The following is a 25,488-nucleotide window of genomic DNA, read 5'->3' as shown; positions in this document are numbered from 1 at the left end:
ACTACCAGCACTGCCTGGATTAAGTAACTCGTTGAATCTCAAGGAGTTTCTCGTTCCGATCACGCTGGAAGTGGGGCGCATTATAAGGGGATTCGAAACCCCGTCAAGGCTTAATTTCAATAAACCTTCATATGGCTGAAAAACAAAGCGGGGAGGCCTGTCGGCCTCCCCGCTTCTATATATAGCTACACCAACCCGGCGATCACTCAGCCTTGAGGGTAACCCGGCCAAATGCCTTTTTACCCGCCTGGCACACATGGGTCGCGCCCAGTGCAAACATGAAGTCGCGATCGACCACCGCACCGTCGACCTTCACTGCACCGCCAGCAAGCAGGTCCCGCGCCTGAGCCGAGTTCTTCACCAGCCCTGCTCTGTTCAGCACGGCAGCAATCGGCAAGTCTTCAACCGCAGCCACTTCGATTTCAGGCAAGTCTTCCGGCAACTCGCCCTCTTTCATGCGGTTACCCGCAGCGCGATGAGCATTGGCAGCAGCCTCTTCACCATGGAAGCGCGCAACGATCTCTTCTGCCAGCTTGATCTTGATGTCGCGCGGGTTAGCGCCATTGGCGACATCGGCACGGAACTGCTCGATCTCGTCCATCGAACGGAAACTCAGCAGTTCGAAGTAGCGCCACATCAGCGTGTCCGGTATCGACACCAGCTTGCTGTACATCACACCCGGGGCTTCCTGGATGCCGACATAGTTACCCAGTGACTTGGACATTTTCTTCACGCCGTCGAGCCCTTCGAGCAACGGCATGGTCACGATGTTCTGTGCTTCCTGGCCGTAGGCGCGCTGCAGCTCGCGCCCCATCAGCAGGTTGAACTTCTGGTCGGTACCCCCTAGTTCCACATCCGCATTCAGTGCCACCGAATCGTAACCCTGCACCAGCGGGTAGAGGAACTCGTGGATGGCGATCGGCTGATGGGCGGTGTAACGCTTGTCGAAGTCATCGCGCTCGAGCATACGTGCCACGGTGTACTGCGATGCCAGGCGAATGAAATCGGCCGGGGTCAGCGTGTCCATCCAGGTGGAGTTGAACGCAACCTCGGTCTTGGCCGGGTCGAGAATCTTGAACACCTGCTGTTTATAGGTCTCGGCGTTATCCAGGACCTGCTCGCGGGTCAGCGGCGGGCGTGTGGCGCTCTTGCCGCTCGGGTCACCGATCATCCCGGTGAAGTCACCGATCAGGAAGATCACCTGGTGGCCCAGCTCCTGGAACTGGCGCAGCTTGTTGATCAGCACGGTGTGACCCAGGTGCAGGTCAGGCGCGGTAGGGTCGAAACCTGCCTTGATACGCAGAGGCTGGCCGCGCTTGAGCTTCTCAACCAGTTCCGACTCGACCAACACTTCTTCCGCACCGCGCTTGATAAGCGCCAGCTGCTCTTCAACCGACTTCATAGACAGACCCGCAAGGCTCAGATTCAAGGGGAGCCAACCATACAAGATCGGCCATCAAATACAAGTTTCGCAATGGAATGTGACCTGACCGCAGCCTTGCGGCGTCTACGCGCCCTTGCGTGAAAATGGATTTGGTTATATTTTATACAGTTATTTCATCTTCATCATGTCATTCATCTTTTCCATATTCACTTTTCTTCAAAAGTCACCTACCTATGACCAACGAAACGCCTAAAGCGCCCCCGCTTTATCCGAAAAGCCATCTGTTGGCCGCCAGCGGCATCGCCGCCCTGCTCAGCCTGGCCCTGCTGGTATTTCCTTCCAGCGAAGTCGAAGCCAAGAAGACGACCCTGAGCCTGGAGCTGGAAAGCCCGGCCGAGCAGTTGAAGGACGAATCCAAGGCCGCACCCCTGGTGCAGGCCGAAGCCGATCAGGGCTCGCCTTTCGCGCAGATCGAAGGCGCCGAATCGAAAACCGAGCAAGCCGCACAGCAAGCGCCCACTCCCGAACAGAAGCCGGAGGCCAAGGAGCCTGGCCACCGCGAAGTCACCGTGGCGCGTGGCGACACCCTGTCGACGCTGTTCGCCAAGGTCGGCCTGCCAGCCAATGCCGTGCACGACCTGCTGGCCAGCAACAAGCAAGCCAAGCAGTTCAGCCAGCTCAAGCATGGCCAAGTGCTGCAGTTCGAACTCGACAAGGATGGCCAACTGGCCAGCCTGCATAGCAAGGTCAGCAACCTCGAAACCATTCGCCTGACCAAGACCGCCAAGGGCTACACCTTCGACCGTGAAATCAGCAAGCCGGTGGTACGTACCGCTTACGCCCATGGTGTGATCAAGAGTTCGCTGTCGGCATCGGCCCAGCGTGCCGGGCTGTCGCACAGCATGACCATGGACATGGCCAAGGTGCTTGGCTACGACATCGACTTTGCCCAGGACATCCGCCCAGGCGACGAATTCGACGTGGTCTACGAGCAGAAGGTCATGGATGGCAAGGTGGTCGGCACCGGCAATATCCTGTCCGCCCGCTTCACCAACCGCAGCAAGACCTACACCGCCGTGCGCTACACCAACAAGCAGGGCAACACCAGCTACTACACTGCCGACGGCAACAGCCTGCGCAAGGCGTTTATCCGCACCCCAGTGGACTTCGCCCGTATCAGCTCGCGCTTCTCCGCCGGCCGCAAGCACCCGATCCTGAACAAGATACGCGCACACAAGGGCGTCGACTACGCCGCGCCACGTGGCACGCCGATCAAGGCGGCCGGCGACGGCCGCATCGAACTGGCTGGCCGCCGCGGCGGCTATGGCAACACCGTGATCATTGCCCACGGCAACCGCTACAAGACGCTCTACGGGCACATGCAGGGCTTCGCCAAGGGCATCAAGACCGGCAGCAACGTGAAACAGGGGCAGATCATCGGCTACATCGGCACTACCGGCCTCTCCACCGGCCCGCATCTGCACTACGAGTTCCAGGTCAACGGTGTACACGTCGATCCATTGAGCCAGAAAGTGCCGATGTCCGACCCGATCGCCAAAGCCGAACGCCAGCGTTTCCTGCAGCAGAGCCAGCCCCTGATCGCACGTATGGATCAGGAGAAGGCCACCATGCTCGCAGCGAACAAGCGCTGATCGTATGGCGCTCTACCTGGGGGTGATGTCCGGTACCAGCCTCGATGGCCTGGACATCGCCTTGATCGAACAAGGCAAGCAGCTCGAACTGCTCGCCACCCATTACCTGCCCATGCCCAGCGACCTGCGTCAGCAGCTGCTTGCCCTGTGCGCCAGCGGGCCCGACGAGATCGCCCGCACCGCATTGGCGGAGAACCGCTGGGCCAGCCTGGCCGGCGAAGGCATCAACGCGCTATTGAACAAGCAGGGACTGTCGGCGGGAGCCATCCGCGCCATCGGCAGCCACGGCCAGACCATCCGCCATGAGCCCGCCCGCGGCTTCACCGTACAGATCGGTAACCCGGCACTGCTCGCCGAGCTCACCGGGATCAGCGTGGTAGCCGACTTCCGCCGTCGCGATGTGGCAGCCGGAGGCCAGGGCGCGCCGTTGGTGCCAGCCTTCCATGAGACCCTGTTCAGCCACCTGGGCCAGCGCCTGGCAGTGCTCAACGTCGGCGGTTTCAGCAACCTCAGCCTGATCGAACACGAAAAGCCCGTACACGGCTTCGACTGCGGCCCGGGCAATGTGTTGCTGGACGCCTGGATCGAGCGCAAGCGTGGCCAACCTTATGATGCCGATGGCGCGTGGGCAGCCAGCGGCGTTGTCCAGCCCGACTTGCTCAGCGCCCTGCTGAGCGACCCGTTCTTTGCCGGCAGCGGCCCGAAAAGCACCGGCCGCGAAGTGTTCAACCTGCCTTGGCTGGATGGCCATCTGGCCCGCCTGCCGCACTACCGCGACGAAGATGTGCAGGCCACCCTTCTGGAATTGACCGCACGCAGCATCATCGAGTCCCTGCACAACGCCCAGCAAGATACCGAAGCGCTGCTGGTATGCGGTGGCGGCGCGCGCAATGGTGCCTTGATGGCTCGCCTTGGCGCGCTGTTGCCCACTGCCCAGGTCGCGAGCACCGGGGCACATGGCGTAGACCCGGACTGGGTCGAGGCCATGGCCTTTGCCTGGCTCGCCCATTGCTGCCTTGAAGGCATCGCCGCCAACCGCCCCAGTGTAACGGCTGCCAAGGGGCTGCGCGTTCTCGGCGCAATCTACCCGGCCTGACCCCACCGCCGCACAACGCGCCACAATGCAAAACGCCGCGCAATTGCGCGGCGTTTTCGTTCAACCTGGGCTCAGATAGAGAACGACGAACCGCAGCCACAGGTGGTGGCGGCATTCGGGTTCTTGATGACGAAACGCGAACCTTCCAGGCCTTCCTGATAGTCCACCTCGGCGCCGGCCAGGTACTGGTAGCTCATCGGGTCGACCACCAGCGACACGCCTTCGCGCTCGACGATGGTATCGTCTTCGGCCACATCTTCATCGAAGGTAAAGCCGTACTGGAAGCCCGAGCAGCCGCCGCCGGTCACGAAAACCCGCAGTTTCAGGCGATCATTGCCTTCTTCTGAAACCAGAGTCTTCACCTTTTGCGCGGCGCCGTGAGTGAATTCCAAAGCCGTGGGGGTGAAGGTTTCGACGCTCATGTTGATTCTCCCGGCGCGGTAGCCGCCATATAACTCGATGACGCGCATTATCCGCTTCTCCGAGAAAATCGGTCAACAATTGTGCGGCTTTAGTCGCGCCAAACAAAAGGCCCGCACACGGCGGGCCTTTTCGACGGGCAATGCCTTACGGCAGCAGGCCGGCGTGGGACAGGCCCATGCGCTCGTCCAGGCCGAACAGGATGTTCAGGTTCTGCACCGCCTGGCCGGACGCGCCCTTGACCAGGTTGTCGATGACCGACAGCACCACCACCAAGTCACCCCCCTGCGGGCGATGAACGGCAATGCGGCAGACGTTGGCACCGCGCACACTGCGGGTTTCCGGGTGGCTACCGGCTGGCATCACGTCGACGAACGGTTCATCCGCATAGCGTTTTTCGAACAGTGCCTGCAGGTCGACCGATTTATCGGCAACCGTTGCGTACAGGGTCGAGTGAATACCCCGGATCATTGGCGTGAGGTGCGGCACGAACGTCAGGCCGATGTCCGTGCCCGCTGCCAGGCGCAGGCCCTGGCTGATTTCCGGCAGGTGGCGGTGGCCCTTGACCGCGTAGGCCTTCATGCTCTCGCCTGCTTCACAGAACAGCGAGCCGACGGCAGCCCCACGGCCAGCACCGCTGACACCCGACTTGCAGTCGGCGATCAGGCGCGACGGGTCGGCCAGGCCTGCTTCGAGCAGCGGCAGGAAGCCCAACTGGGTCGCCGTCGGGTAACAGCCAGGTACGGCAATCAGGCGTGCCTGGCGAATCTTCTCGCGGTTGACTTCAGGCAGGCCGTAGACCGCATCTTCAAGCAGTTCCGGGGCACCATGCGGCTGGCCGTACCATTTGGCCCACTCGGCAGCATCCTGCAGGCGGAAGTCGGCGGACAAGTCGATGACCTTGGTGCCGGCCGCCAGCAGCTCGCCAGCCAGGGCGTGGGCGACACCGTGCGGGGTGGCGAAGAACACCACATCACAGGCGGCCAGGGCCTTGCTGTCCGGCACGCTGAAAGCGAGGCCGTCATAGTGGCCACGCAGGTTCGGATACATGTCGGCGACCGCCACGCCCGCCTCGGAACGCGAAGTGATGACCGCCACTTCGGCCTGTGGATGCTGTGCCAGCAGACGCAACAGTTCGACGCCGGTGTAACCCGTGCCGCCGACAATACCGACCTTGATCATAACGCTTGCCCCTTATCAACGAGCCGTCTGGAAAGCGCACGATAATAGGGGCGCAAGGCGCCTGTAACAACTCTTCGGGTGACCCTTCGGGCGCTTGGCCTCTACTATCTGACGACCGTGAATACCTGAAGGAACTCTCTCAATGCTTTACCTATGGATCAAAGCGCTGCACATCGTCAGCGTGGTCTGCTGGTTTGCCGGCCTGTTTTATCTGCCCCGGCTGTTCGTCTACCATGCCCAGAGCCAGGACAGCATCAGCCAGGACCGCTTCGTGACCATGGAGCGCAAGCTGTACCGCGGCATCATGAACCCAGCGATGATCGCCACCTACGTGTTCGGCGCCTGGATGCTCTACCTCAACCCTGGCTTGCTCAGCGGCGCCTGGTTGCATGCCAAGCTCACACTGGTAATCCTGCTCACCGGCTACCATCACATCTGCGGCGCCCAGCGCAAACGCTTTGCCAATGGCACCAACACCCGCAGCCATGTGTACTACCGCTGGTTCAACGAGGTGCCGGTGCTGTTCCTGCTGGGCATCGTAATTCTCGTGGTGGTCAAACCGTTCTGACGATAACCGTCCTGCACCGGAGCCTCGCCCATGTCCCTGCCCGCCTCGCTTGAACAACGCCTGCGCCTGCCCGTGGTGGCAGCGCCGATGTTCCTGATCTCCAACCCCCAGCTGGTCCTGGCTTGCTGCGGCAGCGGCGTGGTCGGCAGCTTCCCGGCCCTGAACCAGCGCGACAGCGCCGGCTTCAAGGCCTGGCTCATAGAGATCGAGGCGGGCCTGGCGCTGCTCGAGGCGCCGGCCCCCTATGCGGTCAACCTGATCGTCCACCCCAGCAACCCTCGGCTGCAGGCCGACCTCGCGCTGTGCGTCGAGCATCGCGTGCCCATCGTCATCACCAGCCTCGGCGCGGTGAAGGAAGTGGTGGATGCCGTGCACAGCTACGGCGGCCTGGTGTTCCATGACGTGACGACACGGCGGCATGCCGAGAAAGCCGCCGAGGCCGGCGTCGATGGGTTGATTGCCGTGGCGGCGGGTGCCGGCGGGCATGCCGGCACCTGGAGCCCGTTCGCCCTGGCGGCTGAAATTCGCCAGTTCTTCGACAAGACCCTGCTACTGGCCGGATGCATTAACCACGGCCACGAAATTCTTGCTGCTCAGTTGCTCGGCGCCGACCTGGCCTACATGGGCACCCGCTTCATCGCTACCCGCGAGAGCCACGCGCAGGATGCGTATAAACAGATGCTGCTCGACGCCCATGCCGCCGACATCGTCCACACCCCCGCAGTGTCCGGCATCCCGGCGAGCTTCCTGCGCCCAAGCCTGGAAAAGGCCGGCTATGATTTTTCTGCTCTTAACAGCAGCCACGCACAGGGCAAGCTCAAGCCCATCGATGACGAGGCCAAGGCCTGGAAGACAGTCTGGTCCGCGGGCCAAGGTGTAGGCGAGATCCACGACCTGCCCGCCGCCGCCGCACTGATCGAACGCCTGCACGGCGAGTACCGGGCAGCGTTGGAACACAGCCAATTATTGTGCGCCAAGGCCTTGTAGCAAAAGGCAACACCTTGTCTGGCCAAGCTGTACACTAGCCGCCCTCTTCAGCCCCCAGGAGCCTTGCATGACCCGTTACGCCATGATCACTGGTGCTTCCAGCGGCCTGGGCCTGGCCCTTGCGGAAGCCCTGGCGCGGCGCGGGCGCAACCTGATCCTGGTGGCACGCCACCGTGAAACGCTCGAACCCGTGGCCATCGAGCTGACCCAGCGCTTTGGCGTCGAAGTGCTGTTCCGTGCCTGCGACCTCAGCCAGCCGCTGCGCTTGTCCGGGTTCGTGCTCGAACTGGAAGAAGGCGAGCGGCGCATCGACCTGCTGGTGAACTGCGCCGGCCAGCGCACCTACGGCCCGTTCCTGGCCCATGAGTGGGCGGACGAACAGGACCTGCTGGAAGTGAACATCCTCGCGTTGAGCCGGCTTTGCCATGCCATCGGCAACCTGATGGCCGTCCAGGGCGGCGGGCAGATCCTCAATGTCGCCGGGCTGGCAGCCGTCGCGCCGGGCCCGTCGATGGCCACCTATGCCGCCAGCAAGGCCTATGTGCTGAACTTTACCGAGGCCCTGCGCGAAGAGCTCAAGCCCACCGGCATCAAGGTCTCGGTACTGTGCCCCGGCCCGGTGCGCTCGGCACGCCGGCGCATTCCCAGGCTCGAAGGCAGCAGCCGCTGCCTGAGCCCCGAGGAAGTGGCGCTGTACACCGTGCGCGCGTTGGCCAAGAACCGAGCAGTGATCATGCCGGTACGGCGCAACCGCTGGCTGGCCTTCGCCCCGCGCCTGCTACCACGCTGGCTCACACGCAAGCTCGCAGGCTTCATCCTCCGCCGCTACTGCCCCGTCGGAATGGAATAGCCACTGGGCGAGTGGCGCCTGGCTCAGTACACTCGGCCGGGACCCTCACCATGGAGCAAGTGCTGTGGACGATTTATTCCTCAAAATCATCAACCGGGAAATCCCGGCGGATATCATCTACGAAGATGACCAGGTCCTGGCCTTCAAGGACATAGCCCCAGCGGCGCCGGTACACTTTCTCGTCATTCCGAAGAAACACATCCGCACCCTCAATGACCTGACCGAAGAAGACAAAGCCCTGGCCGGCCATATCCTGTTCACCGCCCAGCGCCTGGCAGTCGAACAAGGTTGCGAAGAAGGTTTCCGCGTGGTGATGAACTGCAACCCGAAAGGTGGCCAGACCGTGTACCACATCCACATGCACGTGCTCGGCCAGCGTCAGATGAACTGGCCACCGGGCTGACCCAAGGCAAGCCCGCCCCGGGCGATTGAGGTAAACTGTCGGGCATCACTTCAGCGGAGGTGCCCGATGGCTACCGAACGTCACTATTCGCCGCTCGACCGCTTGTTGCTGCAGGCCGATACCGCCATGCGCACCTTGCTGCCCTTCAGCGGCCAACCGTCCCGGCCGTCACCGGCCATCGTCCAGCCGGACGTCGAACTGGACGACAACCAGACCCGCCACATCGCCGGGCTCATGCGCATCAACCATACCGGCGAAGTCTGCGCGCAAGCGCTGTACCAGGGCCAGGCCCTGACCGCCAAGCTGCCGCAGGTGCGCAAGGCGATGGAACATGCCGCCGAGGAAGAAATCGACCACCTGGCCTGGTGCGAACAGCGCATTCGCCAGCTGGGCAGCCACCCGAGCGTGCTCAACCCGTTGTTCTACGGTATGTCGTTCGGCATCGGCGCACTCGCCGGCTTGGTCAGCGACAAGGTCAGCCTGGGTTTCGTCGCCGCCACCGAGCATCAGGTGTGCAAACACCTGGACGAGCACCTGGAGCAAATCCCCGACGAGGACGAAAAGTCCCGCGCCATTCTCGAACAGATGCGCGTGGATGAAGAGCAGCACGCTGAATCGGCCCTCGAGGCCGGCGGCTATCGCTTCCCCGCGCCTGTACGTTTCGGCATGAGCCTGCTGGCCAAGGTCATGACCAAGAGCACCTACCGCATCTAAGGGCACACCCATGACGGACCGTTTCGACGCCAAGGACCTGGCGCGCGCCGTGCAAGCCGGCATTCTGCAGCAGGGCCAGGACCAGGCCCTGCTGGCATTCCTGCGCCAGCAGCCAACGGCACGGGGCAGCTTCCAGCTGGCACACATAGCCTTCTATTTCGGCGCGCTGCTGATCATGGCGGCGATGGGCTGGTTGCTGACCGTAGCCTGGATGGGTATCGGCGATTGGGCATTGCTGGCCATTGCCATGCTCTACATCGCGCTGCTCACCCTGTTCGCCCTCAACTTGCAACGGCGCCAGCAGCCTATTGCCGCCGGCGTGCTGGCGGCGGTCGCGGTCAGTATCGTGCCATTGGCGGTGTTCGCCATCGAGCGCTTGACCGGATGGTGGCCGCTGGACGATCGGCAAACGGCTTATCATCAGTACTACACCTATGTGCAGGGCGGCTGGCTGGTGATGGAAGCAGCCACGGTGGTCGCCGGTCTGCTGATGCTGCGCGTGATCCCCTACCCGTTCATCGTGATGCCGATTGCCGTCGCGCTGTGGTTCATGTCCATGGACCTCAGCGAGTGGGTGTACGGCTCACCGTTCAGCTGGGAACAGCGGCGCACCGTTTCACTGTGGTTCGGGCTTGGCCTGCTGCTGGTGTTTCTGCTCGTCGATGGCCGCACCCGAGAGGATTATGCCCACTGGGGTTACCTGGCCGGGCTGGCGGCATTCTGGGGCGGGCTGACGATGATGGAGAGCGACAGCGAGCTGGGCAAGGCGCTGTACTGCTTAATCAACCTGGGCCTGATGGGCTTTGCGGTATTGCTGCGCCGGCCGGTGTTCATGGTGTTCGGGGCGCTGGGGGTGGCGGCTTACCTGGGGTACCTGTCTTACGAGGTGTTTGCCGAGTCGCTGCTGTTCCCGGTGGTGGTAACGCTGATCGGGCTGGGGATCATCGGCCTGGGGCTGGGGTATCAGAAGCGCCGGGAGCGGCTGAGCCAAGCTGTCCGAGGCTGTTTACCTGAATGGTTGCGGGTTGCCCTGCCGGCACTGCGCAACTGAAGATCGCTGGGGCCGCCTCGCGGCCCCAGAACGTCTCAGCCCAGCTCTACGATCTCGTAGCCATGGGTGATTTCCACGCCGGCGCGCTCCAGCATGATCGACGCCGAGCAATACTTCTCCGCCGACAGTTCCACTGCGCGTTTGACCTGCGCCTCTTTAAGCGCACGGCCTTTGACCACGAAGTTCATGTGGATCTTGGTGAACACCTTCGGGTCTTCGCTGGCACGCTCGGCCTCCAGAAAGGCTTCGCAGCTTTCCACTGCCTGGCGCGACTTCTTCAGGATGCTCACCACGTCGAAGCTGCTGCAGCCCCCCAGACCGAGCAGGAGCATTTCCATCGGGCGCACGCCCAGGTTGCGGCCACCGGCCTCGGGCGGGCCGTCCATGACCACGACGTGGCCGCTCCCCGATTCGCCGAGGAACATCGCTTCACCGGCCCACTGGATGCGTGCCTTCATCTGTCGTACTCCTGAATTTCGCAAAAGGGTGTCAGCTTAAGGCTTGTGTGCCTGTCGGAAAAGCTCAACACGCGTCGCATTAGTGCCGAAACATCCTGCAGTGTCTGATAAGCTGGCGCCAATTGACTGGCGCGTCATGCCAGACATCTCTAACAAGAGCCTATGCGTCGCATCGAACAGGATTTCGTGATGGTTGCCTCAGCCCTACCCGCCAAGATCAAGAACATCGACAAGCTGCTGGTGCACTGCCAGCGCCGCCGCTACACCGCCAAGAGCAACATCATCTGCGCAGGTGACCGAGCCGAAACGCTGTCGTTCATCATCAAGGGTTCGGTCACCATCATCATCGAAGATGACGAAGGCCACGAGATGATCATCGCCTACCTCAACAGTGGCGACTTCTTCGGCGAACTGGGATTGTTCGAACCTGCCGGAAGCGATCAGCAACGCAGCGCCTGGGTGCGTGCCAAGACCGAATGCGAAGTGGCGGAGATCAGCTACGACAAGTTCCGCGAGCTGGCCCGCCAAGACCCGGACATCCTCTACGCGCTTGGCAGCCAGATGGCCCAGCGCTTGCGCAACACCACACGTAAAGTCGGCGACCTGGCCTTCTTCGACGTTACCGGTCGCGTTGCCCGTTGCCTGCTCGACCTGTGCAAGCAGCCGGATGCCATGACCCACCCGGATGGCATGCAGATCAAGATCACCCGTCAGGAAATTGGCCGCATCGTCGGTTGCTCGCGGGAAATGGTCGGCCGCGTCCTCAAGGACCTCGAAGAGCGCAGCCTGGTCCAGGTCAAAGGCAAGACCATGGTGGTCTACGGCACCCGTTAATCTTTTGGCAGGGCGGCCAACACTTCGTCATAAGCCCGCGACAGGCGCTCGAACCAGGGCGCCGCGGGCGCCACTTCATGCAGGGCAATATGGCTGTCGGCCCGGCAACGCTGCTCCAGCTCGCAGCATTCGTTGAAGCGGTTGACCGCCGCGACCATCGACTCGCGTTCGTTATCCAGCAACAAAGCACCGTGCACCAGCACCACCGGGCGCTTGCCACCCAGGCCCTGGCGCCAGCGCTGGGCGGTGCCGACCAGTTTGCGACCGTTGAGGTTGACGTTGTAGCGGCCATCGCAGAACGCGCCGTCAATTTCGCCCACAGAAGCCACGCCCCCCCACTCACGCAACACCTCGCACAGTGGCAGGCACAAGCGCTCGTAGGCGTTCTCGATACGGCCATGGTCGCCTTCGCTGCGCGGCGCCACGTACACCAGCGCCACATTCACCGTCGAATGCGACTGCGGCACCGGCTCGCCACCGGTTTCGCGCAGCAGCACCGGCCAACCGGCGATCGCCAGTTCCGAGCAGGCCGCTTCGAAGTTGTCGAGGCGGCTCATGCGCCTGGGCATGACCAGGGCATGGTCGGTGGGGCGCCAGAACAACACGCCGGCGTCGCGCTCACCGCGGCACACCGCAGCAAGCAGATCCTGTTCGGCATGCAGGCCTTGTTCGACGGTCAGCGCCAGGGGTTGGTCAGTCATTGGCCACCTTTGATTCAGGCAAACAAAAAAGCCGGCAAAAGCCGGCTTCGTTTTGATCAGTCCAGTTGCTGAACAGTCTTCTTCACCTGTTCGGGGAAGAATAACCGCTGCAATTCGAGCCCAGGCTGATCGGCGCGCATGAACGCCTCACCGACCAGGAACGAGTAGACCTCGTTGATTTCCATCAGCTCGACATCCGCACGGTTGAGAATGCCGCTCTCGGTGATCGCCAGGCGGTCACGCGGAATGCGTGGCAGCAGGTCGAGGGTGGTGTCCAGGCTGACTTCGAAAGTATGCAGGTTGCGGTTATTGACGCCGACCAATGGCGTGTCGAGGGTTTTCAACGCACGTTCCAGTTCGTCGCCATCGTGCACTTCGACCAGCACATCGAGGCCGACATCCTTGGCGGTGGCGGCCAGTTCGGCCATCTTCACATCGTCCAGCGCCGACACGATCAGCAGCACACAGTCGGCGCCCAATGCCCGCGCTTCAACGATCTGATACGGGTCGACCATGAAGTCCTTGCGGATCACCGGCAGCGAAACCGCGGCGCGCGCCTGCTGCAGGTATTCGTCAGCACCCTGGAAGTAGTCCACGTCGGTCAGCACCGACAGGCAGGTCGCCCCACCCTTCTCGTAGCTGACGGCGATTTCCGACGGCACGAAGTTTTCGCGGATGACCCCTTTGCTGGGTGAGGCCTTCTTGATTTCGGCGATCACCGCAGGCTGCTTGCGCTTGGCCTGCTCGATCAGCGCATTGGCAAAGCCGCGCGGGGCATCGGCAGCCTTGGCCAGGCGCTCTAGCTCGGCGAGGCTGACGCGCGCGCTGCGCTCGGCCACTTCCTGGAACTTGCGGGCAATGATCCTTTCCAGCACCGTCGGGACACTCATGCTTCGTTCTCCACCTTGAATACCGCCGTAAAGGCACCCAGCTCCTGCAGTTTTTCCCAGGCCAGCCCGGTATGCAGGACGTCGTGGGCCAGTTCCACGCCCTGTGCCAGGGTCATGGCGTGATCAGCTGCATACAGCGCCGCCCCCGCGTTGAGCACGATCATTTCGGCAGCCTTCTGGCCATTCTCGGTCTTGCGCCGGCCCAGTGCGTCCCGGATCAGCTCCAGCGAGGCCTGCGGGTTCTCGACCGCCAGGCCGTGCAGGCTCTGACTCTTGATGCCGAGGTCTTCCGGCTCGACCCAGTATTCGCTGACCTGGTCATTCTTCAGTTCAGCGACGAAGGTCGGGGCGGCCAGGCTGAACTCGTCCAGGCCATCCTTCGAATGCACCACCAGCACATGCTTGCTGCCCAAGCGCTGCAACACTTCGGCCAGCGGGCGGCACAGCGCCTGGCTGAACACACCGACCACCTGGTGTTTCACGCCGGCCGGATTCGTAAGCGGGCCAAGCATGTTGAACAGGGTACGCAGCCCCAGATCGCGACGCGGGCCAGCACAATGCTTCATGGCGGAGTGGTGGCTTTGCGCGAACATGAAGCCGATGCCCAGGCTGTCGATGCAGCGGGCAACCTGCGTAGGCGTCAGATTCAGGTAGATGCCGGCCGCTTCCAGCAAGTCGGCACTGCCGCTCTTGCCCGACACCGCGCGGTTACCATGCTTGGCCACGGTGCAGCCTGCCGCCGCCAGAACGAATGACGAGGCGGTGGAGACGTTGAAGATGTTGGCGCCATCACCGCCGGTACCGACGATATCGACGACGCCATCGAGGCTTTTCAGTTCGACCTTGTCGGCCAGCTCGCGCATCACCGAAACCGCACCGACGATTTCGTCGATGCTCTCGCTTTTCATGCGCATGCCCATCAGGAAGGCGCCGATCTGCGCCTCGCTGCACTGGCCCGTCATGATCTGGCGCATGACGTCACGCATTTCTTCGGTGGAAAGGTCCAGGTGGCCGACAATACGGCTCAACGCGCTCTTGATATCCATGCTCGGTCCTTAGCGGCGGCCGCCGGTCTGCTTGAGGAAGTTGGCGAACAGCTCGTGCCCCTGCTCGGTCAGGATGGACTCGGGATGGAACTGCACCCCTTCGATGTTCAGCGTCTTGTGGCGCAGGCCCATGATCTCGTCGACCGAGCCATCGTCATGGGCGGTCCAGGCGGTCACTTCCAGGCAATCGGGCAGCGTTTCGCGCTTGACCACCAGGGAATGGTAGCGGGTTACCGTGAGCGGGTTGTTCAGGCCGGCGAACACGCCCAGGTCTCGGTGATACACCGGGCTGGTCTTGCCATGCATGACCTGGCGGGCACGCACCACATCACCGCCATAGGCCTGGCCGATGGACTGGTGGCCGAGGCATACGCCAAGGATCGGCAGCTTGCCGGCGAAATGCAAAATGGCCTCGATGGACACGCCCGCTTCGCTCGGCGTGCATGGGCCAGGGGAAACGACGATGCGCTCAGGGTTGAGGGCTTCGATCTCGGCAACGGTGATTTCGTCGTTGCGGATGACCTTGACCTCGGCACCCAGCTCGCCAAGGTATTGAACGACGTTGTAAGTGAATGAGTCGTAATTGTCGATCATCAGTAACATCAGGCTAAACCTCTAGAATCTACTGACTTTAAAAGTCGAACCTTCCTACACCGAAAAGAGACACGGCGCTGCCACTAAGGGCGCTCGGATACGGACAGGAAGGCAAACAGGGACGGGCCGGGCGGGCCGGCAAAAGATAAAGTCAGGCGCGCCAACGCCAACGGGCGTGGGCCTTGATAACGCGCATCAAGAGTTTGCTGACGATCAACACGGGATAGGTCTCGCTCATACTTGCAGGCACAGTAGCTTACCGGGGCGGCGGGCGCAATATGCCGGTAAACACCGGGAAACGAATGGACTTGGAAGGCATGCCCAGCGATTTGCTATGGTCGATCGGGTAGTCTCGATAAAAACAATGAAAAGGATGTTCATCGATGCAAAAAGCACCGTTATTGCGCTTTGCCCTGGCAACATTGACGCTGGCTTGCAGCCAGGCATTCGCCGCGCCCTCCCCTTACTCGACCATGATCGTGTTCGGTGACAGCCTGGCCGATGCCGGGCAGTTTCCCGACCTGACCGGCGGTACGGCGGGCATGCGTTTTACCAACCGTGATGAAAATGGCAACTTTGCGCCTGTCTCGCCGATGATTCTGGGCAGCAAGCTGGGTTTCGGTGCCACCGAACTCGGCCCCTCGACCTCGTTGGGCAACCTTGTGCAAGGCCTCCCGGATGGCAACAACTGGGCTGTGGGCGGCTATACGACGCAGCAGATCCTCGATTCGATCACGCAAACCTCCGAAGTTGTCGTGCCACCAGGCAGTGCAGCCTCAGGCTTCGTTTTCCGTGAGCGCCCTGGCTACCTGGCGAACGGCCTGCGCGCCGACCCCAACGCGCTCTACTACCTGACCGGCGGTGGCAACGACTTCCTGCAGGGCCTGGTAAACAGCCCTGCCGATGCCGTGGCTGCCGGCTCACGCCTGGCTGCCAGCGCCCAGGCCCTGCAACAAGGCGGTGCGCGCTACATTATGGTCTGGCTGCTCCCCGACCTTGGCCAGACGCCGAACTTCAGCGGCACCCCGCAGCAAAACCCGCTGTCGCAACTGTCCAGCGTGTTCAACCAGGCACTGGTCAACCAGCTCGGGCAGATCGACGCCGAGATCATTCCGCTGAACATTCCAGTACTGCTGAGCGAGGCACTGGCCAGCCCCACGCAGTTCGGCCTGGCCAGCGACCAGAACCTGGTCGGCACCTGCTACAGCGGCAACAGTTGTGTGGAAAACCCGGTGTACGGCATCAGCGGCAGCAATCCCGACCCGACCAAGCTGCTGTTCAATGACTCGGTGCACCCGACCATCGCCGGCCAGCAACTGATCGCCGACTATGGCTACTCGATCCTGTCTGCCCCCTGGGAGCTCACGCTGCTGCCGGAAATGGCCCATGCCAGCCTGCGTGCGCACCAGGACGAACTGCGCAACCAGTGGCAGACACCCTGGCAAGCGGTCGGCCAGTGGCAAGCCTTCGTCGCCACCGGCGCCCAAGACCTGGACTTCGACGACCAGCGCAGTGCGGCCAGCGCGGACGGGCGCGGCTACAACCTGACCTTGGGCGGCAGTTACCGGCTGAACGACGCCTGGCGCCTCGGGCTTGCCGGCGGTGTCTACCGACAGAAACTGGAAGCAGGTGAACAAGACTCGGACTACAAGCTCGACAGCTACCTGGCCAGCGCCTTCGCCCAGTTCCGCCAGGAGCGCTGGTGGGCCGATGCCGCAGTCAGCGCCGGGCACCTGGACTACCGCGACCTCAAGCGCACCTTCGCCCTGGGCGTGAACGACCGCAGCGAAAAGGGCGACACCGATGGCGAAGCCTGGGCAGTTACCGGCCGGCTGGGTTACAACTTGGCGGCAGAGAGCAGCCGCTGGCAACTGGCGCCGTTCATCAGCGCTGACTATGCACGGGTCAAGGTCGATGGGTATGACGAGAAGAGTGGGCGTTCGACAGCGCTGGGCTTCGACGACCAGGAGCGCACTTCGCGGCGCCTGGGCGTAGGCCTGCTAGGCAACGTGCAGGTGCTGCCTAGCACGCGGATGTTCGCCGAGGTGGCGCGGGAGCATGAATTCGAGGATGACCAGCAGGATGTGACCCTGCACCTGACGACACTGGCGGCCAATGATTTCACGCTGACAGGATACACGCCGCACAGCAACCTGACCCGCGCCAGCCTGGGGTTGAGCCACGAACTGGTGGCCGGGGTGCATCTACGGGGGAACTACAACTGGCGCAAGAGTGATGAGTTGACCCAGCAAGGCGTAAGCCTGGGGCTCAGCGTCGACTTCTGAGGCACCGGGGCCGCAGTGCGGCCCCAACACCCTTCTGTTACTCGGCGGGCGTCTGCTCAGCCAGCGCTACCGCACGGAACATCGCCCGGCGCTTGTTGATGGTTTCTTCCCACTCCAGCGCCGGTACCGAGTCGGCGACGATGCCACCACCAGCCTGCACATGCAGCTCGCCGTCCTTGATTACCGCCGTACGGATGGCAATCGCGGTGTCCATGTTGCCGTTCCAGGCGAAGTAGCCCACCGCACCGCCGTAAACTCCGCGCTTGACCGGTTCCAGCTCGTCAATGATCTCCATCGCACGGATCTTCGGCGCACCCGACAAGGTACCCGCCGGCAGGATCGCCCGCAGTGCATCCATGGCGGTCAGGCCCTCGGCCAGCTGGCCGGTGACATTGGAGACGATGTGCATCACGTTCGAGTAGCGCTCGATCACCATCTTCTCGGTCAGGCGCACGCTGCCGGTGGAGGACACACGGCCGACATCGTTGCGGCCCAGGTCGATCAGCATCAGGTGCTCGGCGATTTCCTTGTCGTCCGACAGCAGGTCGTCTTCCAGCGCACGGTCCGCTTCTTCGGTGGCGCCGCGCGGGCGGGTGCCGGCAATCGGGCGCACGGTGACCAGGTTGTCTTCCACCCGCACCAGCACTTCAGGCGAGCTGCCAACCACGTGGAAGTCGCCGAAGTTGAAGAAGTACATGTACGGGGTGGGGTTGAAGCAACGCAGGGCGCGGTACAAGTCGATGGGCGCTGCCTTGAAGTCGATCGACATGCGCTGCGACGGCACCACCTGCATGCAGTCACCGGCCAGGATGTATTCCTTGACCGTGTCCACCGCGCGCTCGTAGTCATCCTGGGTAAAGCTGGAACGGAACGCCGGCTCTGCCGCCATCGGGCGGCTCAGGTCCAGGCCGCGGCGTGGGGTGATCGGCTCACGCAGCTTGGCCAGCAGGCCTTGCAAGCGCGCCTGGCCGTGTTCGAAGGCCTGTTCCTCGGACGGGTCGACCAGCACGATCGCGTGCATCTTGCCAGCCAGGTTGTCGAACACCACCACGGCATCGGAGACCATCAGCAGGATGTCCGGCACGCCCAGTGGATCAGGGTTCGGGCAGGCGCCCAGGCGCTTTTCCACATAGCGCACACAGTCGTAGCCGAAGTAGCCGACCAGGCCGCCATTGAAGCGCGGCAAGCCCGCGATGTCGGCGACCTTGTAGCGGTCCTTGAAGGTTTCGACGAAGGCCAGCGGGTCTTCCACCTCATGGCTTTCGACCTGCTCGCCATCCTGCAGGATGCTCACGTGGTAGCCATGCACACGCATCACGGTGCGCGATGGCAGGCCGATCATCGAGTAACGGCCCCACTTCTCGCCGCCCTGCACCGATTCGAGCAGGTACGAGTTGGCCTGGTCGGCCAGCTTCAGGTAGATCGACAGCGGGGTATCGAAGTCGGCCAGGGTTTCGCAGGCCAGGGGAATGCGGTTGTAGCCGGCAGCGGCCAGGCGCAGGAATTCTTCGCGGGTCATGAGTAGCCTCGGAGCAACAATGAGAGTCAGGCAAACGGACGGGCCGGCAGGCGCCGGCGGGCAGAAGTCAGGCGCGCCAACGCCAACGGGCCAGGGCCTTGATGACTTTCATCCAGAATTTGCCAGTAACCACCACGGTGGGCTCTCTGTCTTGTGAGGCTTGAAGGTCCGCCAACGTTATCCCAGTGTCGGTGACGACGCAACCGGGCAACAGCAGGCGCAGGTCGCCGACCACCAGGCTGGGCGATTCCTCGTCGATCGGCCTGCCGTGGTTGTAGCCATAGCTCAGGCCAACGCACTGCACCCCGGCAGCCTTGGCCGCCAGCACGTCGCTGCGCGAGTCGCCGACAAACAGCGCCTGGCCAGGTTCGACGCCGGCCATTTTCATGACGAACAGCAGTGCGGCCGGGTCGGGTTTTTTCTGTGGCAGCGTGTCGCCGCCGATGATCCAGCGAAAGTAGCGGCCGATCTTCATCTGGTCGAGCAGCGGTGCAACAAAGCGCTCGGGCTTGTTGGTGATCAGCGCCATCTCCACGCCCTGCTTGCGCAGCCAGCGCAGGGTGTCGTGCACACCGGGGTATACCACCGTCAGTTCATGACTTTCGGCGTAGGCCTCCATGAACAGCGCCAGGCCGCGCTCGGCCAGCTCATCGTCTACCGCCGCGTGGTCCAGGCCACCGGCCAGCGCACGGCGCACCAGTACCGGTGCACCGTTGCCAACCCAGTGCCGCACGGCGTCGAGCCCTGCGGCAGGTCGGCCAAGTTCGAGCAGCATGCGGTCGACGGCTGCAGCCAGGTCGGGGACCGAGTCGATCAGGGTACCGTCCAGATCGAACATCACCAGCCTGGGCAGCGTCCCCGGGAACAGCTGCTCGAAGCCGCTCATGGGCGGGCCTGAGCCAGTTCGGCGCGCATCTTGGCGATGACTTCCTGGTAGTCCGGCGCATTGAAGATCGCCGAGCCTGCAACGAAGGTATCGGCGCCAGCGGCAGCGATTTCGCGGATGTTGTTGACGTTGACACCGCCGTCGATTTCCAGGCGGATGTCACGGCCGCTAGCGTCGATCAGCGCACGGGCCTCGCGCAGCTTGTCGAGGGTGCCGGGAATGAACTTCTGCCCGCCGAAGCCTGGGTTGACGCTCATCAGCAGGACCATGTCGACCTTGTCCATCACGTACTTCAGCGCATCCAGGCTGGTGGCCGGGTTGAACACCAGGCCGGCCTTGCAGCCGCCGTCGCGGATCAACTGCAGCGAGCGGTCAATGTGCTGCGAGGCTTCAGGGTGGAAGGTGATGTAGCTGGCACCGGCTTCGATGAAGTCGCCAATGATGCGGTCGACCGGGCTGACCATCAGGTGCACGTCGATGGGTGCGGTCACGCCGTACTTGCGCAGGGCGGTGCAGACCATCGGACCGATGGTCAGGTTGGGTACGTAGTGGTTGTCCATGACATCGAAGTGGACGATGTCGGCACCCGCTTCCAGCACGGCATCGACATCGGCACCCAGGCGGGCGAAGTCGGCGGACAGAATGGAGGGGGCAATAGCGTAGGGCTGCATGGCGCACCTGTTGGCAGAATCACGGTGGCGCGCATTGTAACTCAGGGAAGCGGATCGGGGCTGATTGGTATCAGCCCCGATCACTACGTTTCATCAGCCAGGTTGTTGGGTGCGCAACTTCTCGCTACGCCCGCGCAGCCACTCCAGGGTCAGCAACAGCACGACCGAGAAGGCGATCAACAGCGTCGCCGCCGCTGCAATCGTCGGGCTCAGGTTCTCGCGGATGCCGCTGAACATCTGCCGTGGGAGGGTAGCCTGCTCAGGCCCGGCAAGGAACAGCGTCACCACCACCTCATCGAACGAGGTGGCAAACGCGAACAGCGCACCGGAGATCACCCCAGGGGCGATCAGCGGCAGGGTCACCTTGCGGAACGCCAGCAACGGCGAGGCGCCCAGGCTGGCCGCCGCACGCACCAGGTTGTAGTTGAAGCCCTGCAGGGTCGCCGACACGGTGATGATGACGAACGGCACACCCAGCACCGCATGCACCAGGATCAGCGAGATGAAGCTGTTGCCCATGCCCAGTGGGGCGAAGAACAGGTAGCTGGCGACCCCGATGATCACCACCGGCACCACCATCGGCGAAATCACCAGCGCCATCACCAGTGACTTGCCGGGGAAATCACCGCGGGTAAGGCCGATCGACGCCAGGGTGCCGAACACCATGGCCAGGACCGTGGCCGCCGGGGCGACGATGATGCTGTTCTTCAGCGCGCGCATCCATTCGGCCGAGGCGAAGAAGTCCTGGTACCACTGCAGCGAGAAGCCTTGCAGTGGGTACACCAGGAAGCTACCGCTGTTGAACGACAACGGCACAATCACCAGCACCGGCAACACCAGGAACAGCAAGATGAGGCCGCACAGAATACGCAGGCTGTAGAACCACACCCGCTCCACGGGCGACATGTATGGGCTAAGCATCACAAGGCTCCTCAGCTCAGGCGCAGGCGGCTGGCGCCGACCAGCCAGCTATAGATCAAGTACAGCAGCACGGTTGCCAGCAGCAGAAGCCCACCCAGTGCGGTGGCCATGCCCCAGTTGATGCTGGTGTTGGTATAGAAGGCAACGAAGTAGCTGACCATCTGGTCGTTCGGGCTGCCGAGCAGCGCCGGGGTGATGTAGTAACCGATGGCCAGGATGAACACCAGCAGGCAACCGGCGCCCACGCCTGCGTAGGTCTGCGGGAAGTACACGCGCCAGAAGCTCGCGAACGGGTGGCAACCCAGCGAAATCGCGGCGCGCATGTAGCTTGGCGAAATGCCCTTCATCACGCTGTACAGCGGCAGGATCATGAACGGCAACAGAATGTGCACCATCGAGATGTACACGCCGGTACGGTTGAACACCAGTTCCAGCGGCTGATCGATGATGCCCATGGCCATCAGTGCGCTGTTGATCAGGCCGCCCGACTGCAGCAGCACGATCCACGCCGCCACCCGTACCAGGATCGAGGTCCAGAACGGCAGCAGCACCAGGATCATCAGCAGGTTGCTCTGGCGCGTCGGCAGGTTGGCCAGCAGGTAGGCCAGTGGGTATGCCAGCAGCAGGCAGATGACGGTAATCACCACACCCATCCACAGGGTGCGGGCAAAGATGTCCAGGTAAATGGCCTGGTCGGGGGTGGCCTTGGCCAGTTCGCCGAGGTCGTCGATACGGTGATCGACCGACGCCAGCAGGTAATAGGAGGTAACGCTGCTGGTATTGCGGCGCACCGCTTGCCAGTAGGCGGGGTCGCCCCAGCGCTCATCGAGGGCCTGCAGCGCTTCCTTGTAAGAAGCAGGCTCAGCCTTGAACGGCAATGCCCGGGCAGTCTTCGACAGCAGGCTGCGATAACCGGCCAGTTCCATGTTCAGGCGCTTGGACAGGTCGCCCAGCGACTGGTTTTTGCGCGCCTCGGGCAGGTCCAGGCTTAACGCTTTGTATACGTCCTCGCCGGGCAGGCCCTTGCCATCCCACTGCTTGACCGCTTCGACGGTGCGAGGCAGGCCGGCGACCACTTCGGGGTTGCCGACGCTCTTGTACAGCAGCGCCGCAATCGGCACCAGGAACACCAGCAGAAGAAACAGCGCCAGCGGCGCGATCAACGCCTGCGCCTTCCAGCGGTTGATCCGCTCGGCGTGCTTGAGGCGCTGTTTCAGATTTGGACCTGCGCCTTCATTGAGGGGCACTGCAATGGCCATGGCGAACTCCGCAAAACAGGCTGTAATTGGGGCTGCTGCGCAGCCCATCGCCGGCAAGCCGGCTCCCACACACTCAGGCTGTCACCTCACCTGTGGGAGCCGACTTGCCGGCGATGAGCCGCGTAGCGGCTCCCTGTGTTTACTTCTTCGCCGCCCAGGCGTTGAAGCGTTGCTCCAGTTGCTCGCTGTTGTCGGCCCAGAAAGCCACGTCGATCTGCACCTGGTTGGCAATGTTCTCAGGCGTGGTCGGCATGTCCTTCTTCACCGCATCCGTCAGCAGCGCAACGGCTTTGGAGTTGGCCGGGCCGTAGGCGATGTTCTCGGAGTAGGTCTTCTGCTGCTCGGGCTGGACGGTGTAGGCGATGAACTTCTTCGCTTCTTCCACATCCTTGGCGCCTTTCGGGATAGCCCAGGCATCGAAGTCGTAGATGCCACCGTTCCATACCACCTTGAGGTTGCTCTCTTTCTGCACGGCGGCGATGCGGCCGTTGTAGGCCGAGCTCATGACCACGTCACCCGAGGCCAGGTACTGCGGCGGCTGGGCGCCCGCTTCCCACCACTGGATGCTGGGCTTGAGTTCGTCGAGTTTCTTGAAGGCGCGGTCCTGCCCTTCTTTGGTGGCCAGCACTTTGTAGACTTCCTTCGGCGCGACGCCGTCGGCCATCAATGCGAACTCCAGGGTGTACTTGGCGCCCTTGCGCAGGCCACGCTTGCCTGGGAACTGCTTGGTATCCCAGAAATCGGCCCAACTGGTGGGCGCAGTCTTGAGCTTGTCGGCGTTGTAGGCCAGCACCGTGGACCAGACGAAGAAGCCAACACCGCAGGGCTGGATTGCACCCGGTACATAGTCGCTTTCGCTACCGAACAGCGCCGGGTCGAGTTCCTCGAACATGCCCTCGTCGCAACCGCGCGCCAGCTCTGGCGACTCTACCTCGACCAGGTTCCAGGACACGCTCTTGGTGTCGACCATGGCTTTGACCTTGGCCATTTCACCGTTGTACTCACCGGCGACGATCTTGCCTTTGCCAGCCTTCTCCCAAGGCTCGTAAAACGCCTTGACCTGGGCTGCCTTGTTGGCGCCACCGAAGGAAACCACGGTCAGGTCCGCTGCCATGGCCTGGCCGGCGGCGAACAGGCCGAGGGCCAGGGCGGTCAGTTTCAACTGCTTGCGCATTATTATTCTCTCCACAGTACAGGGTTGGTGAAGCAATCCATCAGTGGGCTTCGGCAATCGGATCGAGCGCGCGCGCGTGCTCCACCTCCCAGCCCAGCGGTACCACATCGCCCACGGCCAGGGCCGGGTCGAGTTCGGCAATCGGCTGCTTCACGAAGAAGTCGGCCTTGCCGCAGACTTCCAGGCGCACCCGCACGTGGTCGCCCAGGTAGATGAACTCGGCCACACGGCCGGAGAAGCGGTTGACGCAACGTTCGCTGTGGCCGTTGAGGCGCACGCGCTCGGGGCGCACGGACAGGGTCACCGGCTCACCAGCCTGGCCGACGTTCACCGCCAGCGCCTCGACCCGTTCCCCACGGGCCAATTGCACCTGGCAACGGTTGCCATCGCTGGCCAGCAGGATGCCGTTGATGCGGTTGTTCTCACCAATGAAGTTGGCGACGAAGGTGTTACGCGGCTCTTCGTAGAGGGTGCGCGGGTCGGCGATCTGCTGAATCTCGCCCTGGTGGAATACCGCCACGCGGTCGGACATGGTCAGCGCCTCGCCCTGGTCGTGGGTCACGTAGACCACGGTCACGCCCAGGCGCTGGTGGATGTGCTTGATCTCCATCTGCATGTGTTCACGCAGCTGCTTGTCGAGGGCTCCGAGCGGTTCGTCCATCAGCACCAGCTGGGGCTCGAACACCAGTGCCCGGGCGAGCGCCACGCGCTGTTGCTGGCCACCGGACAGCTGGCCGGGGTAGCGCTTGGCGAACGCATCCAGTTGGACCATGTTCAGCACACGCTTCACCCGCTCGCTGATGTCGGTCTTGCTCAGGTTGCGCACGCTCAGTGGGAAGGCCAGGTTCTCGGCGACCGTCATGTGCGGGAACAGCGCGTAGTTCTGGAACACCATGCCGATGTCGCGCTTGTGCGGCGGCACGTTGTTGATCGAGCGCCCGGCCAGCTGGATTTCGCCGGCGGTGGGGGTCTCAAAGCCGGCCAGCATCATCAGGCTGGTGGTCTTGCCCGAGCCAGATGGGCCGAGCAGGGTGAGGAATTCACCCTTGCGAATGTCCAGGTTGAGGTCTTTGACGATCAGCGATTCGCCGTCGTAGCTCTTCTGCACACCACGGAAGCTGACCAGCGTCTCACCGGTGACAGCGTTCGAATTCGCCTCGCTCATGCCTGCACCTTCTTGTTGGAATGACTGCGTAGGCAAAGACTAGAGAAGGCGCAAGCGGCCGCAAATCGGGGGCGCTGAGAGAATGCCATCATCCGGATGGAAGATTTGTTGTAGGGATTGCCCTACACGCTTGTCGCTTTCAGACCAGCTTGTGCTCCATGGCGTACTTCACCAGCTCTGCCAGCGAATTGACCTTGAGCTTCTGCATCAGCCGCGCCTTGTGGGTGCTGATGGTCTTGCTCGACAGCGCCAGCTGCTGGGCAATGTCGTTGACGTTGGCGCCCTGGGCCAGGCGCTCGAACACCGAGAACTCACGCTCCGACAGCAAGGTATGCAACGGGCGCGTCTCGGTCAGGCCAACTTCAAAGACCATGCGGTCGGCCAACGCCGGGTCGATGTAGCGCCCGCCGCCCGCCACCCGGCGGATCGCCGTCAGCAGCAACGCCGGGTCACTGTCCTTGGTGGCGTAACCGGCAGCGCCGGCTTTCAAGGCACGTGCGGCCATCTGCGCTTCGTCGTGCATCGACAGCATCAGGATGGCCGGCGGGTTGTGCAACGCGCGGATCCGCGGGATCGCCTCCAGGCCATTCACGCCGGGCATGGAGATATCCAGCAACACCACTTCGCAGGGGGTGTGGCGCAGGGCCTCGAGCAACTGCTCGCCGTTACCGGCCTCCCCTGCTACCTGCATGTCCTTGGCCAAGCCGATCAACTGCTTGATGCCTTCGCGGACAATGGTGTGGTCTTCGGCCACCAGCACTCGTATCACGATCGTTCT

At 62.8% G+C, this 25,488-nt stretch carries 26 protein-coding genes; 10 read left to right on the top strand and 16 right to left on the bottom strand.

What is annotated here, in order from left to right:
* Nucleotides 1–202: 202 nt before the first annotated feature.
* Complete coding sequence (tyrS, locus tag ACIPIJ_RS17685; RefSeq protein ID WP_401078939.1) at nt 203–1,402, bottom strand: tyrosine--tRNA ligase; 1,200 nt, start codon at nt 1,400–1,402, stop codon at nt 203–205.
* Between the two features lie 215 nt (nt 1,403–1,617).
* Here tyrS and ACIPIJ_RS17680 point away from each other — a divergent pair, with 215 nt between their 5' ends.
* Nucleotides 1,618–3,036 carry a peptidoglycan DD-metalloendopeptidase family protein gene (locus ACIPIJ_RS17680; protein WP_401078936.1) on the top strand — a complete coding sequence of 473 codons (1,419 nt, stop codon included), beginning with the start codon at nt 1,618–1,620 and terminating at the stop codon, nt 3,034–3,036.
* A gap of 4 nt (nt 3,037–3,040) precedes the next feature.
* Nucleotides 3,041–4,132 carry an anhydro-N-acetylmuramic acid kinase gene (locus tag ACIPIJ_RS17675; RefSeq protein ID WP_401078933.1) on the top strand — a complete coding sequence of 364 codons (1,092 nt, stop codon included), beginning with the start codon at nt 3,041–3,043 and terminating at the stop codon, nt 4,130–4,132.
* Between the two features lie 71 nt (nt 4,133–4,203).
* On the opposite strand, the gene erpA is transcribed toward ACIPIJ_RS17675, so the two are convergent.
* Complete coding sequence (gene erpA / locus ACIPIJ_RS17670; protein WP_346613689.1) at nt 4,204–4,554, bottom strand: iron-sulfur cluster insertion protein ErpA; 351 nt, start codon at nt 4,552–4,554, stop codon at nt 4,204–4,206.
* A 145-nt stretch (nt 4,555–4,699) separates the two neighbouring features.
* Nucleotides 4,700–5,734 (bottom strand): N-acetyl-gamma-glutamyl-phosphate reductase, encoded by a 1,035-nt coding sequence (argC, locus tag ACIPIJ_RS17665; protein WP_401078930.1) that lies wholly within the window; start codon nt 5,732–5,734, stop codon nt 4,700–4,702.
* 142 nt (nt 5,735–5,876) lie between these two features.
* Between argC and hemJ the strand changes: the two genes are divergently transcribed.
* The 6 genes from hemJ to ACIPIJ_RS17635 all read left to right on the top strand — a co-directional run bounded on the left by hemJ (nt 5,877) and on the right by ACIPIJ_RS17635 (nt 10,307).
* Entirely contained in the window at nt 5,877–6,302 is a 426-nt protein-coding gene (gene hemJ, locus ACIPIJ_RS17660) for a protoporphyrinogen oxidase HemJ (RefSeq protein ID WP_401078927.1), read from the top strand.
* 30 nt (nt 6,303–6,332) lie between these two features.
* Nucleotides 6,333–7,289, top strand: a complete 957-nt coding sequence (locus ACIPIJ_RS17655) for an NAD(P)H-dependent flavin oxidoreductase (protein WP_401078926.1) — start codon at nt 6,333–6,335, stop codon at nt 7,287–7,289.
* Between the two features lie 67 nt (nt 7,290–7,356).
* Nucleotides 7,357–8,139: an SDR family NAD(P)-dependent oxidoreductase gene (locus ACIPIJ_RS17650; RefSeq protein ID WP_401078923.1), complete on the top strand. Its 783-nt coding sequence runs from the start codon at nt 7,357–7,359 to the stop codon at nt 8,137–8,139.
* A gap of 64 nt (nt 8,140–8,203) precedes the next feature.
* Nucleotides 8,204–8,542 (top strand): histidine triad nucleotide-binding protein, encoded by a 339-nt coding sequence (locus ACIPIJ_RS17645; protein WP_016484636.1) that lies wholly within the window; start codon nt 8,204–8,206, stop codon nt 8,540–8,542.
* Between the two features lie 66 nt (nt 8,543–8,608).
* Entirely contained in the window at nt 8,609–9,256 is a 648-nt protein-coding gene (coq7, locus tag ACIPIJ_RS17640; protein WP_401078921.1) for a 2-polyprenyl-3-methyl-6-methoxy-1,4-benzoquinone monooxygenase, read from the top strand.
* 10 nt (nt 9,257–9,266) lie between these two features.
* Nucleotides 9,267–10,307, top strand: a complete 1,041-nt coding sequence (locus ACIPIJ_RS17635) for a DUF2157 domain-containing protein (RefSeq protein WP_401078919.1) — start codon at nt 9,267–9,269, stop codon at nt 10,305–10,307.
* A gap of 35 nt (nt 10,308–10,342) precedes the next feature.
* Here ACIPIJ_RS17635 and ACIPIJ_RS17630 read toward each other — a convergent pair whose 3' ends face one another.
* A complete protein-coding gene (locus ACIPIJ_RS17630) occupies nt 10,343–10,765 on the bottom strand; it encodes an OsmC family protein (RefSeq protein ID WP_016715792.1) in 423 nt (140 codons plus the stop codon).
* Between the two features lie 189 nt (nt 10,766–10,954).
* Between ACIPIJ_RS17630 and crp the strand changes: the two genes are divergently transcribed.
* A complete protein-coding gene (gene crp, locus ACIPIJ_RS17625) occupies nt 10,955–11,599 on the top strand; it encodes a cAMP-activated global transcriptional regulator CRP (protein WP_401078916.1) in 645 nt (214 codons plus the stop codon).
* Here crp and ACIPIJ_RS17620 read toward each other — a convergent pair.
* From ACIPIJ_RS17620 to ACIPIJ_RS17605, 4 genes are read right to left on the bottom strand one after another with little or no spacing between them, the layout of a single operon-like run.
* Nucleotides 11,596–12,300: a biotin/lipoate A/B protein ligase family protein gene (locus ACIPIJ_RS17620; protein ID WP_401078913.1), complete on the bottom strand. Its 705-nt coding sequence runs from the start codon at nt 12,298–12,300 to the stop codon at nt 11,596–11,598. The two genes, crp and ACIPIJ_RS17620, sit on opposite strands and share 4 nt — an antisense overlap.
* 56 nt (nt 12,301–12,356) lie before the next feature.
* Complete coding sequence (trpC, locus tag ACIPIJ_RS17615; RefSeq protein ID WP_401078911.1) at nt 12,357–13,190, bottom strand: indole-3-glycerol phosphate synthase TrpC; 834 nt, start codon at nt 13,188–13,190, stop codon at nt 12,357–12,359.
* Nucleotides 13,187–14,236 (bottom strand): anthranilate phosphoribosyltransferase, encoded by a 1,050-nt coding sequence (gene trpD / locus ACIPIJ_RS17610; protein ID WP_401078908.1) that lies wholly within the window; start codon nt 14,234–14,236, stop codon nt 13,187–13,189. The genes trpC and trpD overlap by 4 nt, the downstream gene beginning before the upstream one ends.
* Before the next feature lie 9 nt (nt 14,237–14,245).
* Complete coding sequence (locus ACIPIJ_RS17605) at nt 14,246–14,839, bottom strand: aminodeoxychorismate/anthranilate synthase component II (protein ID WP_401078906.1); 594 nt, start codon at nt 14,837–14,839, stop codon at nt 14,246–14,248.
* A 374-nt stretch (nt 14,840–15,213) separates the two neighbouring features.
* Here ACIPIJ_RS17605 and estP point away from each other — a divergent pair, with 374 nt between their 5' ends.
* The gene (gene estP / locus ACIPIJ_RS17600) at nt 15,214–17,115 is read left to right on the top strand and encodes an esterase EstP (protein WP_401078903.1); all 1,902 of its coding nucleotides are present in this window, start codon (nt 15,214–15,216) and stop codon (nt 17,113–17,115) included.
* Nucleotides 17,116–17,152: 37 nt separating this feature from the next.
* Here the strand turns inward: estP and trpE are convergent, their stop codons facing one another.
* From trpE to ACIPIJ_RS17560, 8 genes are all read right to left on the bottom strand, one after another.
* A complete protein-coding gene (gene trpE / locus ACIPIJ_RS17595; RefSeq protein ID WP_401078900.1) occupies nt 17,153–18,634 on the bottom strand; it encodes an anthranilate synthase component I in 1,482 nt (493 codons plus the stop codon).
* A 67-nt stretch (nt 18,635–18,701) separates the two neighbouring features.
* Nucleotides 18,702–19,520 carry a phosphoglycolate phosphatase gene (locus ACIPIJ_RS17590; protein WP_401078897.1) on the bottom strand — a complete coding sequence of 273 codons (819 nt, stop codon included), beginning with the start codon at nt 19,518–19,520 and terminating at the stop codon, nt 18,702–18,704.
* A complete protein-coding gene (rpe, locus tag ACIPIJ_RS17585; protein ID WP_401078894.1) occupies nt 19,517–20,191 on the bottom strand; it encodes a ribulose-phosphate 3-epimerase in 675 nt (224 codons plus the stop codon). Before rpe ends, ACIPIJ_RS17590 begins: the two co-directional genes overlap by 4 nt.
* Nucleotides 20,192–20,284: 93 nt before the next feature.
* Nucleotides 20,285–21,112, bottom strand: a complete 828-nt coding sequence (locus tag ACIPIJ_RS17580; RefSeq protein WP_401078891.1) for an ABC transporter permease — start codon at nt 21,110–21,112, stop codon at nt 20,285–20,287.
* 11 nt (nt 21,113–21,123) lie between these two features.
* Nucleotides 21,124–22,371, bottom strand: coding sequence for an ABC transporter permease (locus ACIPIJ_RS17575; RefSeq protein WP_401078888.1), 1,248 nt, complete (start codon nt 22,369–22,371; stop codon nt 21,124–21,126).
* A 139-nt stretch (nt 22,372–22,510) separates the two neighbouring features.
* Nucleotides 22,511–23,545 carry an ABC transporter substrate-binding protein gene (locus tag ACIPIJ_RS17570; RefSeq protein WP_401078886.1) on the bottom strand — a complete coding sequence of 345 codons (1,035 nt, stop codon included), beginning with the start codon at nt 23,543–23,545 and terminating at the stop codon, nt 22,511–22,513.
* Nucleotides 23,546–23,585: 40 nt separating this feature from the next.
* Complete coding sequence (locus tag ACIPIJ_RS17565; protein ID WP_401078884.1) at nt 23,586–24,710, bottom strand: ABC transporter ATP-binding protein; 1,125 nt, start codon at nt 24,708–24,710, stop codon at nt 23,586–23,588.
* 139 nt (nt 24,711–24,849) lie between these two features.
* Nucleotides 24,850–25,482 carry a response regulator gene (locus ACIPIJ_RS17560; protein WP_401078976.1) on the bottom strand — a complete coding sequence of 211 codons (633 nt, stop codon included), beginning with the start codon at nt 25,480–25,482 and terminating at the stop codon, nt 24,850–24,852.
* Between the last annotated feature and the right edge of the window lie 6 nt (nt 25,483–25,488).

Origin of the sequence: Pseudomonas sp. NPDC087185, from assembly GCF_044744955.1 — a bacterium.
In the GTDB taxonomy this organism is placed as follows: Bacteria; Pseudomonadota; Gammaproteobacteria; order Pseudomonadales; family Pseudomonadaceae; genus Aquipseudomonas.
The sequence above is the reverse complement of the archived record's forward strand: the minus strand, read 5'-3'. Positions and strand labels throughout refer to the sequence as shown.

Coding starts and splice junctions, on each gene's coding strand:
- tyrS (WP_401078939.1), bottom strand. CDS start 1,402: ATGAAGTCGGTTGAAGAGCAGCTGGCGCTTATCAAGCGCGGTGCGGAA.
- ACIPIJ_RS17680 (WP_401078936.1), top strand. CDS start 1,618: ATGACCAACGAAACGCCTAAAGCGCCCCCGCTTTATCCGAAAAGCCAT.
- ACIPIJ_RS17675 (WP_401078933.1), top strand. CDS start 3,041: ATGGCGCTCTACCTGGGGGTGATGTCCGGTACCAGCCTCGATGGCCTG.
- erpA (WP_346613689.1), bottom strand. CDS start 4,554: ATGAGCGTCGAAACCTTCACCCCCACGGCTTTGGAATTCACTCACGGC.
- argC (WP_401078930.1), bottom strand. CDS start 5,734: ATGATCAAGGTCGGTATTGTCGGCGGCACGGGTTACACCGGCGTCGAA.
- hemJ (WP_401078927.1), top strand. CDS start 5,877: ATGCTTTACCTATGGATCAAAGCGCTGCACATCGTCAGCGTGGTCTGC.
- ACIPIJ_RS17655 (WP_401078926.1), top strand. CDS start 6,333: ATGTCCCTGCCCGCCTCGCTTGAACAACGCCTGCGCCTGCCCGTGGTG.
- ACIPIJ_RS17650 (WP_401078923.1), top strand. CDS start 7,357: ATGACCCGTTACGCCATGATCACTGGTGCTTCCAGCGGCCTGGGCCTG.
- coq7 (WP_401078921.1), top strand. CDS start 8,609: ATGGCTACCGAACGTCACTATTCGCCGCTCGACCGCTTGTTGCTGCAG.
- ACIPIJ_RS17635 (WP_401078919.1), top strand. CDS start 9,267: ATGACGGACCGTTTCGACGCCAAGGACCTGGCGCGCGCCGTGCAAGCC.
- ACIPIJ_RS17630 (WP_016715792.1), bottom strand. CDS start 10,765: ATGAAGGCACGCATCCAGTGGGCCGGTGAAGCGATGTTCCTCGGCGAA.
- crp (WP_401078916.1), top strand. CDS start 10,955: ATGGTTGCCTCAGCCCTACCCGCCAAGATCAAGAACATCGACAAGCTG.
- ACIPIJ_RS17620 (WP_401078913.1), bottom strand. CDS start 12,300: ATGACTGACCAACCCCTGGCGCTGACCGTCGAACAAGGCCTGCATGCC.
- trpC (WP_401078911.1), bottom strand. CDS start 13,190: ATGAGTGTCCCGACGGTGCTGGAAAGGATCATTGCCCGCAAGTTCCAG.
- trpD (WP_401078908.1), bottom strand. CDS start 14,236: ATGGATATCAAGAGCGCGTTGAGCCGTATTGTCGGCCACCTGGACCTT.
- ACIPIJ_RS17605 (WP_401078906.1), bottom strand. CDS start 14,839: ATGTTACTGATGATCGACAATTACGACTCATTCACTTACAACGTCGTT.
- estP (WP_401078903.1), top strand. CDS start 15,214: ATGCAAAAAGCACCGTTATTGCGCTTTGCCCTGGCAACATTGACGCTG.
- trpE (WP_401078900.1), bottom strand. CDS start 18,634: ATGACCCGCGAAGAATTCCTGCGCCTGGCCGCTGCCGGCTACAACCGC.
- ACIPIJ_RS17590 (WP_401078897.1), bottom strand. CDS start 19,520: ATGAGCGGCTTCGAGCAGCTGTTCCCGGGGACGCTGCCCAGGCTGGTG.
- rpe (WP_401078894.1), bottom strand. CDS start 20,191: ATGCAGCCCTACGCTATTGCCCCCTCCATTCTGTCCGCCGACTTCGCC.
- ACIPIJ_RS17580 (WP_401078891.1), bottom strand. CDS start 21,112: ATGCTTAGCCCATACATGTCGCCCGTGGAGCGGGTGTGGTTCTACAGC.
- ACIPIJ_RS17575 (WP_401078888.1), bottom strand. CDS start 22,371: ATGGCCATTGCAGTGCCCCTCAATGAAGGCGCAGGTCCAAATCTGAAA.
- ACIPIJ_RS17570 (WP_401078886.1), bottom strand. CDS start 23,545: ATGCGCAAGCAGTTGAAACTGACCGCCCTGGCCCTCGGCCTGTTCGCC.
- ACIPIJ_RS17565 (WP_401078884.1), bottom strand. CDS start 24,710: ATGAGCGAGGCGAATTCGAACGCTGTCACCGGTGAGACGCTGGTCAGC.